General features: G+C 48.3%; 12 protein-coding genes. 5 read left to right on the top strand and 7 right to left on the bottom strand.

Going from position 1 to position 11845, the window contains the following annotated elements; genetic code table 11:
• Window positions 1–7 precede the first annotated feature (7 nt).
• Window positions 8–1294 (top strand): dihydrolipoamide acetyltransferase family protein, encoded by a 1287-nt coding sequence (locus R3B84_07470; GenBank protein ID MEZ6140395.1) that lies wholly within the window; start codon window positions 8–10, stop codon window positions 1292–1294.
• Window positions 1295–1303: 9 nt separating this feature from the next.
• Here R3B84_07470 and R3B84_07465 read toward each other — a convergent pair whose 3' ends face one another.
• The 5 genes from R3B84_07465 to R3B84_07445 all read right to left on the bottom strand — a co-directional run bounded on the left by R3B84_07465 (window position 1304) and on the right by R3B84_07445 (window position 6484).
• Window positions 1304–2911, bottom strand: coding sequence for a glycine--tRNA ligase (locus R3B84_07465; protein ID MEZ6140394.1), 1608 nt, complete (start codon window positions 2909–2911; stop codon window positions 1304–1306).
• Between the two features lie 63 nt (window positions 2912–2974).
• Window positions 2975–4015 (bottom strand): hypothetical protein, encoded by a 1041-nt coding sequence (locus R3B84_07460; GenBank protein MEZ6140393.1) that lies wholly within the window; start codon window positions 4013–4015, stop codon window positions 2975–2977.
• A 420-nt stretch (window positions 4016–4435) separates the two neighbouring features.
• Window positions 4436–5506: a protein arginine kinase gene (locus R3B84_07455; protein ID MEZ6140392.1), complete on the bottom strand. Its 1071-nt coding sequence runs from the start codon at window positions 5504–5506 to the stop codon at window positions 4436–4438.
• On the bottom strand, window positions 5493–5999 hold the full coding sequence (locus tag R3B84_07450) for a UvrB/UvrC motif-containing protein (GenBank protein ID MEZ6140391.1): 507 nt from the start codon (window positions 5997–5999) through the stop codon (window positions 5493–5495). Before R3B84_07450 ends, R3B84_07455 begins: the two co-directional genes overlap by 14 nt.
• Before the next feature lie 23 nt (window positions 6000–6022).
• Window positions 6023–6484 (bottom strand): UvrB/UvrC motif-containing protein, encoded by a 462-nt coding sequence (locus R3B84_07445; GenBank protein MEZ6140390.1) that lies wholly within the window; start codon window positions 6482–6484, stop codon window positions 6023–6025.
• A 219-nt stretch (window positions 6485–6703) separates the two neighbouring features.
• Here R3B84_07445 and R3B84_07440 point away from each other — a divergent pair, with 219 nt between their 5' ends.
• From R3B84_07440 to gatC, 4 genes are all read left to right on the top strand, one after another.
• Window positions 6704–6841, top strand: a complete 138-nt coding sequence (locus R3B84_07440; GenBank protein ID MEZ6140389.1) for a hypothetical protein — start codon at window positions 6704–6706, stop codon at window positions 6839–6841.
• A gap of 100 nt (window positions 6842–6941) precedes the next feature.
• On the top strand, window positions 6942–8303 hold the full coding sequence (locus R3B84_07435) for a DUF1501 domain-containing protein (GenBank protein MEZ6140388.1): 1362 nt from the start codon (window positions 6942–6944) through the stop codon (window positions 8301–8303).
• 212 nt (window positions 8304–8515) lie between these two features.
• Entirely contained in the window at window positions 8516–8776 is a 261-nt protein-coding gene (gene rpmB, locus R3B84_07430) for a 50S ribosomal protein L28 (GenBank protein MEZ6140387.1), read from the top strand.
• A 29-nt stretch (window positions 8777–8805) separates the two neighbouring features.
• The gene (gatC, locus tag R3B84_07425) at window positions 8806–9108 is read left to right on the top strand and encodes an Asp-tRNA(Asn)/Glu-tRNA(Gln) amidotransferase subunit GatC (GenBank protein ID MEZ6140386.1); all 303 of its coding nucleotides are present in this window, start codon (window positions 8806–8808) and stop codon (window positions 9106–9108) included.
• On the opposite strand, the gene rsgA is transcribed toward gatC, so the two are convergent.
• Together rsgA and R3B84_07415 are read right to left on the bottom strand one after the other, a co-directional pair.
• A complete protein-coding gene (gene rsgA / locus R3B84_07420; GenBank protein MEZ6140385.1) occupies window positions 9105–10241 on the bottom strand; it encodes a ribosome small subunit-dependent GTPase A in 1137 nt (378 codons plus the stop codon). The two genes, gatC and rsgA, sit on opposite strands and share 4 nt — an antisense overlap.
• Window positions 10241–11779 carry a hypothetical protein gene (locus R3B84_07415; protein ID MEZ6140384.1) on the bottom strand — a complete coding sequence of 513 codons (1539 nt, stop codon included), beginning with the start codon at window positions 11777–11779 and terminating at the stop codon, window positions 10241–10243. Before R3B84_07415 ends, rsgA begins: the two co-directional genes overlap by 1 nt.
• Window positions 11780–11845: the final 66 nt, after the last annotated feature.

Genomic DNA, 11845 nt, shown 5'->3' with positions numbered 1-11845 from the left:
GAGTACGATGGATTTTCAGTTGCCCGAACTTGGCGAAGGTGTCTACGAGGCAGATCTTGTTCAGTGGATGGTGGCACCAGGCGACACAATCCGGCGTGGGGATACCTTGCTGGAAGTGATGACCGACAAAGCCACGATGGAAGTGCCTTCGCCTTTTGCAGGCACCATCAGTCAAATCCTGCGGGAGCCTGGTTCGAAGGTCAAGGTGGGGGAAACGATTCTTTCGTATGACCCCACTTCCAAAGGAAACAACGCTCAGTCACAGAAAGGTGAGCTTGGTTCCCGTGCAGGTAATGCACAAGAATTAGGCGCAAGGTCTTCGAAGACGACGGCCAAGCCGCCCGTTACGGGTGTTTCGACGGTACTAACAACTAGAGAACTCCCAGTCGCTGCCCCATCTGTACGCTATCTTGCGCGAAAATTAGGCATTGATCTGGCAACTGTGCCTGGCAGTGGGCCTGCAGGCAGAATTTTGCTGGAAGATCTGGCACCCTACTTGGAAAAGTCAGCAAGCAAATCCAGTAGCACCGCCGATCGACCCAGGAAAACGATTCCTGTCCATGATTTTGGTGTAGCTGGCACACGAGCGAAAATGCCCCCAATGCGGAAAACAATTGCGAAGCACCTCAGTGAATCGCAGCAACGCATCCCGTTCTATGCCTACATTGACGAGTGCGATATTACCCAGCTTGTGCAGATTCGCCATTCCCTCAAGCAGTCCTCCGCACGGATGGGAATCAAGCTCACTTATTTGCCGTTCATGGTGCGTGCGGTGGCGTTGGCATTACGCGATCTGCCAATCGTCAACAGCTCAATCGATGATGAAAAGCAGGAAATCGTCTACCACGCAGAACGCAACGTGGGGATTGCAGTTGCCACACCCAATGGGCTGATGGTGCCCGTCATTCGCACTGCAGACCATCTGGATCTGTTTGCTATCGCCAGAGAAATTGAACGATTGGCGATGGCTTGTCGCACCGGCCAGGTGAAAAGAGAAGAATTGCTCGGCGGAACATTCACGATCACATCGATTGGCAATATCGGTGGGTTGATTTCAACGCCAATCATCAATTATCCCGAAGCAGGTATTATGGGGATTGGTAAAACGGTTCGACGACCTGTTTACAACGAAAGGAACGAAATCCAGCCTGCCGATCTGGTTTATTTATCGTTTACGTTCGACCACCGCCTGATTGATGGTGCGGTGGGGGCAATGTTTGGCAATCATGTGAAAAATGCATTAGAAAACCCGGCCACCCTGCTGCTGCCACCTACCGTGAAAGCGACAAAGTAACCCGGTGTGCTAATCACAGTGGGTTCTGATTTCAGAAAGTACTTCCGACATCGGAATTCTTCGCTGTTGGGTCGTATCCCGTTCCCGAATGGTCACCGTATCATCGGCAATGGTGTCCCCGTCGATAGTAATACAGAACGGGGTCCCAATTTCATCCTGTCGTCGATAACGTCGACCCACGGCACCACCGTCATCATATTCCACTACGTAATGTTTTTTCAATTCACGATAGAGTGCCATCGCTTTTTCTGGCATACCATCTTTTTTCACCAATGGCAGGATCGCAGCTTTCACTGGTGCCAGCCTTGGGTGAAATTTCATCAATAATCGTTCTTCCAGATTTCCTTTGGCATCGGGCACTTTATCTTCGGTATAGGCTTCGCAAATGACTGCAAGTGTGAAGCGATCGGCACCCGCCGATGGTTCAATCACGTGGGGAATAAACTGATACTGTTCAATCGCTTCCGGCGCGGGGTTCAATTTTAGCCATTCTTTAAACGAGTTTGTCGTTCTGGTGTGGGCATTGGCAGTCCAGGCATCCTCGTCGAAATAGGTCAGGTCCTTGGAACTGTGCTTCATATGTTGCGTCAGGTCGTACGCACCACGGTGGGCCACCCCTTCCAGTTCCTGTGTATCAGGTGAAAATGGAAATAGATATTCGATATCGGTGGTGCCAATCGAGTAAAACGCCAGTTCATCTTTGTCCTGCTGGCGGGGACGTAAACGTTCTGACCGGATACCTAGCGAACTATACCAGTTTTTGCGAACATTGCACCAATATTCATACCATTTCATCGAATCTGCTGGCTTGCAGAAGAATTCAATTTCCATCTGCTCGAATTCCCGGCTGCGAAACGTGTAGTTGCGTGGGTTGATTTCGTTTCGGAACGCTTTCCCTATCTGGGCAATTCCAAAAGGTAATTTGACCCGCGAACTATCCAGCACATTCCGGAAATTGGCAAAGATCCCCTGGGCGGTTTCTGGTCGAAGATAAGCAATATTGGCATCGTCCTGAATTGCACCCACGTAAGTCTGGAACATCAGATTGAACGCACGTGGGGTGGTCAGCGTGCCTGGTTCATCAACGTCGGGCCCCACAATTGCACTCATATCCTGTACGGGACCGATTTTTTGTAACAATTCTGTAACAACAGGTTCGGCGGGTTTCTGGCCAGCACTGCGGGTGGCTTTATCCAGTTTTTTCGTGGCTGCTTTCTGGGCGGCTTCATCACCTTTTGCAAATGCAAAAGATAAAGGAATCCCACCCGAAACCACATTGAGTTGGTCTGCACGGTAGCGTTTTTTAGAAACTTTGCAATCGACCATGGGATCTGAAAATCCACCCACGTGGCCGCTGGCTTCCCACACTTTGGGATTCATCACGATGGAACAATCCAGGCCCACCATGCTGATCTCTTCCCCGTCAGGACCTGGTGGGGGATTCTGAACCATATCCTGCCACCAGCACCGCTTGATATTTTTTTTCAGTTCGACGCCGAGTGGGCCATAATCCCAGAAACCGTTGATCCCACCGTAAATCTCACTGGATTGAAAAATGAAACCCCGCCTGCGGCACAAGGAAACAATCTTATCCATGTCCAATTTGTCTGATGCCATGCTACTTCCTGATCCATTCGAGTAATGTTGATCAGGATACAGAGCAATTCCCCACGTGGGAGGTTATCCGGAACGATACATGGCTAACAAGATGCAAAAAAACACAAAAACGAGCCAACCGGCGACCAAAATCCGTTGGATGTGGGTCCGCACGAATATTAATAGTCTGATATATAACCCGGTGTTGGTTTTCTCATGAAGCCTTAATTTTTCCTGTTTGAACTGGTTTTCAAGCCAATAGTACGCACCATGATAGTCCACGATCAGCGATTCTAACTGCTTATCCTGAAATGACTTAATTACTTCCAGCGGATTTGTCTGTGCGGCAAGCCCCAGCACAATTCTCCCCAGGTTTGTGGGAAGTAATTCGAACAACCTATCCCGATTGGCAGAAATCGACTCGAGTGCAGCAGCGAATGAGATCGTTTTACCAGGTGATTCTAAGTTAATGCTTGTCTGAACGTTAAAATGATCCCACAATCGGTTCCAGAGTTGCAATGCCCGCCGTAGTGCTACTTTGCGCCTGTACCGATGATTAGTTCTTGTTTCAGTAATCCGCTTCTGTTTGCGGGTGGACTTAAATACTTGTACGGTGGGTGCTTTCTTTGGCTGTTCACTGGTTTTCGGCTGGTCGGAGATTCTGACAGCAGGTTCCAGTGGAATCAGAATATCATCTGCTTTCGAAAATGGAGGCAAATCTAAAATCGAATCTTCATCGTCCTGTTCTACTTCCCAGTTTTCTTCAACCAACACCACTTCGCTGTCTGTAGGAGTATCCAGTGCTGGAATTTGCGGCAAATCGGCTATCGATTGGTACGGGATCGCCTCAACTATAATTTTCAGACCAATTTTCGCATGATAATCGTCCCGTTTACTGGGATCTGTCAGACAGTCGATCGCAGTTGCTAACAGATTCATTCCGGAAGTGGCCATTTCCGGGTGCGTCAACTGAAACTGACGCAGTTTTTCCATGAAATGTAAGACGCGATCTTCAATCGCTTGTAAGTCTGGCTCTCCTACCTGAAGGCCAAGTAGGCGATAGTAGTTGGGTTCCCACTCTTCCGGCGGGATGCCAAATACTTGTGGCAAGGAAATACTGGCCATTTCAGGGTTTCTGTGCCGCTTGAGACGATTGAAACAATGTGTGCCAATACCGTATAAACAGGGGCGTTAATAAATAACCTGTTATGATTCCCAGATAATCCAGAAAAACATCGCGTACTGAACCTGTTCGCCCGGTAAATTGCTGGAAGTATTCTGTTACTGCACCATGACAGCACAGAAACAATAGGAGAAGTAGCTGGGATTTGTTTGGTGTAAATAGTGTCAAGCCAAGAATGGTCAACACGAGATATGCGCAAACATGGACCAGTTTACTGAAATAAAAGCGTGCATCCGGTGTCCAATCCCACCCCTGGGATTGCCTGGTTGGGATTGTGCTCAGCAGGGCAACAGTCCACAAAATTATCAGGATGAAGTAAGCAGATGCGTGCCAGCGATACGGAATGAATAAGATGGTTCGTTTCACGAGGCAGTAATCCGAACGTCTTTCAATTTCTTTCGGACAAATGTTGCTCGTTCAAAATTGCGGGCTTCCCCTTCCAGCAACGACCCACGGAGCTTTTGTAAATGGGCCGATTGAGTTTGTTGAAAAATAAGGTTAATGTTGCCTACCGAAAAATCGCTGATTAACTGCAATTGCACACCAAGCCGCACCGCAGAAAGCAATTCCAGAGTTTCCTGAGATTCCATCATGGTAGCTGATTGCAGGGTTCCCAACGCGCGAGCAATCTTGTCGATCAGCATTTGCCTTGCTTCACGAACCAGCGTGTTCCGTGCCATCCGTTCGTACTTGATTACTTCGAAAATTACCGTGCGGATGTCGTTCAGGCAGGCCAGCTCACTCACGCCCAGGGTAACCTGGTTCGAAATCTGAAAAAGATCCCCCAGGGCATGGCTCCCCTCTCCGTATAAGCCACGTACTACCAGATTAATGCGTTGCAGTGCCTTGAAGGCCATTTCAATCTGCTTGGTCATCGTCAGAGCTGGAAGGTGCAGCATGACGCTCGCACGCATTCCCGTACCCACATTGGTGGGGCAGGCTGTCAGGTAGCCAAATTCTTCAGAAAAGGCATACTCAATCCGTGATTCAATTTCATCATCCAGCCGATCGATCTGATTCCATGCAGTTTCCAGATCGAAGCCACTGCGAATCGACTGAATCCGCAATTGATCTTCTTCGTTGATCATCAAGCTGATCGATTCCCGATCATCAAATGCCACCCCACGTGGGCCTTCGATGACATTCGCTAATTCCCGACTGATCAGTTGTCGCTCCACCAGTAATTGGCGGTCAAGCTCATCCAGCAAATGCACTGGCACATAATGCAGCGGAAAATCACTACCCAGGTTGGCAATCAGATTCGTAATCCTGGTTTCTACCTCGGCTTTCTGAGTAGTGTTCAGGCGAGTAATAAAAGGCAAGCCTGCGATGTTACGTGCGAGCCGAATTCGTGTCGATATCACCACATCGGCGTCCGCACCAGTGCCACGGAGCCATTCACCCAAACGGCTCGGAAGTTCATTCAGAATCATGGTGTCCCTCAATCGCACGTAATTGATCTCGAATCACAGCGGCATCTTCATAGCGTTCTTCACGCACAGCTGTCACCAACTGTGCCTTTAATTCCGCGCGTTTCGAATGAAGCAGGCGTGCCTGTTGGCGTTTGGGGATTTTACCAATGTGCTGTTTGGCATTATTATGAATTTTTTCTAATAATGGGAAAATAAGTGGGCGAAAATAGTCGTAGTCATTCGGGCAGCCAAATCTGCCGGTGGTTCGAAAATCGTGAAAATCGATCCCACAATCGGGGCAGGATTCAGCAGCAGCCAGCGGTTGTGCAATGCTGGGTGAAGTTCCAAACAAAAAGTTCACCAAACCAGGCACTTGCAGCACATCGGGAGTCTGATCATTTAACAATTTTTTTTTCCGGGCACAGGCATCGCACAAATGAACTTCGTGCTTTACTTTTTTCACGATTTCCGTGATTAAGACGGTGGCATTGTTCGAGCAATAATCGCACTTCATGACAAAAAAGTCCAGGATCGGGGTTACTCGGTTTCAATGGCACGAATCTGATCGCGTAATTTGGCCGCCGTTTCATACGCTTCATCACTGACTGCAACTTGCAATTCTCGTTTTAATCGATCAAGCTGGTTGCGTTTATTCACAATATTCGGTAAACGACGCGGTTTTTTCCCCACGTGTCTGGGAATGGCTGCCACATGGATGCTTTCCAGTAGTGGCAGCAGTTCTTCCCGAAATACCTGGTAGTCATGTGGGCACCCAAGTCGACCAGTGTTACGAAATTCAAGAAACGTCATACCGCAGGTCGAACAGTGGGCATCCGATTCTTCCATGGGATCACGCGACTCTGAAAATTGCGATGTCTTTAACAAATAGGTGTCTGCGCACTCGGGGCATAAGTGAATATCGTAATATTCGCCACCCCCACTAGGGATTTCCGTGATGTGCATTTTCGCTATTTTGGTGCAGTACTTGCACTTTAACATGGTCGTTACTCCCACCTCTTCACTTTATTCTAATGCCCCAGCGCGGCGTTGTACAACTCATTGAAAAATTGATGCTGTGGATTTATAACACGGTTTGTATGTAACTGATTTGTTATATAATTCGTTTCGCCGAACCTTTCTGCAATTATCTTCATCTCACACATTATTAATGGTGCGTTGCAATAATAACAGATGTACTGATTCCATAGGAGTTTTCTGATGTTTCCTGGTATGATGGGGATGGTGCTTGCTACCAGCATTGCCCTGTTTGTCGCTGTTCGTTTTTTACGTAACCGCAGGCTGAAAAAGCACTTGCGTCGTTTACAGCAGATGCCGATTGAATTCTGGATTCGCTGAGAATCGTCCCCTGTAAGGTATTCTGGCTTAAAATTTTAGTTGCATAATTGCCCTGATGTGTGATAGTGTTCATCAACTATCATACCATCCGCAGGGTTCCATGTTGTTGAATTCCGCCAATTCCATGTTGTCTATCCCACCTGACCGTCGCAGTTTTGTCCGTGCAGGCATCCTTGGTACTTGTGGTCTGAGTCTCGCAGAATTGTTGCAGTTTCGGGCACAGGCAGCTCCCACATCGCCCAAAAAGCACAATTCAGTCATCATCCTCTGGATGCGAGGTGGGCCAAGCCACATTGACATGTGGGACCCCAAACCAGACGCACCCGAAGATTATCGCGGTGAGTTTGGTGTTACCAGCACCAGTGTACCCGGGGTCCAATTGTGCGATCTATTGCCCCGATCTGCAAAAATGATGTCGAAGTGGGCCATCATCCGCAGTCTCTACCATAAAGACGCGGGGCATTCAGCGGCAGATCAAATCTGCTTCACCGGATATCCACCCGGACCAAATGCCGACGAAAATGTTCACCCCAGCATCGGTTCGATCGTTTCGCGACAGTTGGGCGAGAGGGATGCCACACTGCCTTCCTATGTTATGATCCCACGGATGGTGCCAGGAACCAGCTCTGCCTATCTGGGAGTTGCCCATAAACCGTTTGAAACCCGTGCTGACCCAGCTAATCCTGGAAAATTCGAAATCCCCAACTTTTCACTGCCAGCAGGATTGACGCTCGAACACTTGGGTGACCGTAAGTATCTTCTCGGTTCTTTTGATCAAATCCAGCGCAACATGGATCAATCGGGGCAGTGGGCAGCTCAGGACCGTTACCACCGACAAGCATGGGAAATCCTTGGCTCTAATACTGCTCGCGATGCGTTTGACCTGGATCAGGAGCCTCCAGCTGTGCGTGAAAAATACGGCTGGCTACCTGCTTTTGACCCCAAAGCAAGCGATCGGTGCGGTTGTCCTGCCTGGAGCCAGCGAATTCTGCTGGCCCGCAGGTTAGTTGAGGCGGGAATTCCGTTGGTTACCGTTGATCTTCGCTGGTGGGATACCCACGTCAAGGGCTTTGAATCGCTCAAATTGGGCTTTCTGGAGCGGTGGGATATCGCATTCACCGCATTGATGGACGATTTGGAAGCTCGCGGATTGCTGGACCGCACCATGGTGCTGGCGTGGGGCGAATTTGGCCGCACCCCACGAGTGAACGCGAATGCTGGCCGTGACCATTATCCGAATGTCTTCAGTGCTGCGATTGCTGGTGGCGGCATTAAGGGGGGGAATGTCATTGGTGCATCGGATGCGAAAGGAGCTTTCCCAAAGTTAATGCCTGTGACACCCCAGGACGTGCTTGCGACAGTGTATCAGCACTTGGGGATCGATACCCATGCAGAATACATGAACAACGGACGTCCAGTTCCAGTGTTACCTTACGGGAAGCCCATTGAAGCACTGTTTTAATCGGGTTTTCATTTTTTGAAGCCATTGAGTGAAGCAATAATGGAGCTTTCCAGATCAGAACAGCGTAATTTTGGGCAAAAATCCTGAATTTGTGCTCAATTTTCTCATGACTCTATAGCCACCTGTGGTAGCTGGAATTATAAATACTGTTTATGGATTTGCTTAAATTTTGATTGATTTTTCAGCATCGATTGCTGTTGATGGGGTATGCAATGAGCAAGCAGTGTGCCTTTACCGGAAGAAAGGTATCGTTCGGTAACCAGAAGACTTATCGTGGTAAAGCGAAATATTTAGGCGGGGTTGGTAAGAAAATTACCGGTACTTCCCGCCGTAAATTCAAGCCTAATCTTCAGCGCGTCCGTGCGGTGATCGATGGCAAAGTTGTTCGCGTGTGGGTGTCTGCCAATGCCATTCGCAGTGGTCTGGTTGTGAAGCCAGTCAAACGGAAACCATTCAGCGCTGCCCAGGTTTGATCATTTTTCCGATCTTCAGGTAATTTCAAATGCAAATCGACGATGTCCGAAAAATCGCCAATCTCGCCAGACTGGAGTTATCGGAACAGGATCTTGCCGTTATGGCAGAACAACTGACGTCGATTCTGGATTATGTTCAACAGTTGGATCAGCTTGATACGTCGAATGTTGAACCATTGGCCCACCCACTGCCAATTGCCAATATCTTCCGCGAAGATGAACCTGCGGGTTCAATTCCAGTAGAAGAGGCGTTGATGAATTCTCCCGCACGTACTGGTGACTTTTTTTCTGTACCGAGTGTATTTGATAACGCGGGTGATTCTGGTCACTAATTTCGTTTGTCTGTTTTTATCATGCCAAGATAACTGTGGTATCGCCGCGCACTGATGAGTCGGCGTTCTACGGCCTGCTTTACGGCACATTTCGATTCGTGAGTGTGGGAGCAATCCGGGTACGCACACATCGTGATAAACGGACGAAATTCCACAAAATACATCTCCACTTCTTCAGGAATGGTATCCCACAATTCCAATTGCCGGACACCTGGGGTATCCACTAGGTACCCGCCACCTTCCAGCCGAATCAGTTCTGCTGTTGTCGTGGTATGGCGACCTTTGTTGTTGACTTCACTGACATTGCGCACCCGCAGGCTGAGGCCCGGTTGTACCGCATTCAACAGCGAGGATTTGCCCACACCGCTTTGGCCCGAAAAGACACTGGCTTTTCCTGCAAGTAATTCACGTAAGTTGCTGATACCGTAACCACTTGAAGCAGAAGTTAGCAGCGTGGGAATGCCAATCTGGTTGTAATACCCGATCAATGGTTGCAAATTCCCGTGTTCTACCAGATCTGCTTTGTTTAAACAGATAATCGGCTTAAGATCCCCCTTCATTGCCACAGCAATATAGCGATCAATCAGGTGGGGCTTTAATTCTGGTTCCACCAGCGAAACAACGATCACCACCTGATCAACATTCGCCACCAGAACATGTTCTTTTTTTCGAGATGCACGCGTCAGATTACCGTGTCGAGGCTCGACACGCATAATCATCCCTTCAAAATTGGCTTCCGGTTTGAACCAAACCAGATCACCCGTGGTGACCACGCTGCGTTCCGAAGTGTGAAGATTTTTTAATAATCGCCGAATCGCACACTTGTATTGTTCACCAGAGGCCGTTTCTACGACATTGTGAAGGCCAAGCACCTTAATCACTCGCCCGAAGAGTAGGTCAGTTGTAGTCACACTTGGCATCTGATCAGTGGGAGAGTTGCCAGGTTCTGCTGGGGCATCATCGGTTATGATTGTTCTGGCACGGGAAAGATCGCCACGGGCACGTACTCGTTCATCTCCCAATGTCGCCTGTTCTTCGTAGCCATGTTCGCGGAATTCGCTTGTCCAGGTATTGCTGCGTGGGGGCTTCGACCTGTTTTTGCGGAATTCAACTCGAACTTTCTTTTTTGCCATTATTCCTTGACCTGATAGTTCCTGTTGTTTTCTAAGCGGGCATTTGCACGGTTCAGAATCGTGCCACCAGCACCTTCATGCCGATTGTTTCGAATCAGATTGTTGCTGGATGGATCTCCGGTGATTGTGATCCCACTACCACTTGTGATATTGTCGATAACGGTCACATTCCTGCATTCATGTTTTTTCGTATCACGTTGTTTGTTTGCGACCACGTAGATTGCACTAATGCCGCCAGCGGTGCGGATCTGATTTCCACGAATTTCCAGACCGTTAATCCCACCTGTGTGGTAAATCGAAATATAGGTATTCCCACGATTATTCAGTAATTTGCTATCCAGTACAGTGGAATTCACATGGTCCTCGTGCATCAACCCTTCACCGTCATTAATGTAATACTTGCGATCATAACAGAGGTTGCGGTACACTTCGTAGTCGTTGTTTTCCACCACCCATCGATAGCCACGCATCTGCACGGCCCGGTTATCGTTGGTGGATGCTCCGGTCGTCAGTTGTATTCCAGTGTTCGTAGGCCGCCAGACATCTTTTTGAAAACGAATTGTATTGTGGGAGCAGATCGTTCCATCCCCAGTGAATGAAATCGCACATCTACCTGTGGCGAAGATAAAGTTATTACGGATGATGATCCCTTTTCGAAAACCATGTGGTTGTGCTGTTGGGCTTCCATCGGGATATTGCCCACCAGCAGCACCTAAGCCATAATCGTTGCAGTAAATGCCAGGTCTGTTGTCGTAATCAAATTCGACACCTTCTTCCACCGTTGTTTTTTCTTTGGTCTTTCCACCTCGCACCAGCACATAATTTTTCTGTAGAAAATTGTCCTGACCCGACTTGGGGATACGATTATTCGCAACAAGGGAGTTTTCCTGCACATTGACCCGAATCGCAGGGGTGTGCCTCTGGGTAAAAATCTGCCAGGGTTGTTGCCCCACATCGCGATTCGGTACTGCGGGATCAGCAGTCGCCGTGTTTCGAAGTTCACACCCAAATACCAGGCGATTTTTTCCTGCTTTGTATTCTGGACCACTCTCAAAATCAATGTGGGCTCGATTCAAACAGATCGAAACGATCCCACAGTTACTCGCGGTGGCAGGATCTGCCAAAGAAATCGCTTTGAAAGCTGTTTCGCGAGAAGTTCCGTTTCCTTCTGCCGAAAATCGAAATTTCGGAAATTCAAATCGTGTTTTTGGAGTAAATCGATCCTCTTTCGGATCAGAACTGTCGCCAGGATCGCCACGCAGGATAATGCCATCTTCCAAAAATATTGAATCACTAAATTCGTAGGTTCCAGCAGGAAAATAAATGATTCCCCCACCTTTTTTTGCCAGCAATGCTTGCGAAGATTTCAATTTTTCATCCCAATTCCTGCCAGTAGCCTTATCAATGGATATGACAGTTTTCCAAGGCAACTGGTTCACCCATTTGACCTGCAATTCCACTGCGGGATTGCCTTCCGATGATTGGGCACAAATAACCGTGGGCAGTAGAAAAATGATTGCGGAGAGGAATCGCATCATCAACTCCCAAAATTTTGCTGGATAAATTGGAATTTTCACAGTACTGTATGTTAACCTATCAAAATT

It is taken from the genome of Zavarzinella sp. (assembly GCA_041399155.1).
In the GTDB taxonomy this organism is placed as follows: Bacteria; Planctomycetota; Planctomycetia; order Gemmatales; family Gemmataceae; genus JAWKTI01.
This window is presented reverse-complemented; position numbering and strand designations above follow the sequence as displayed.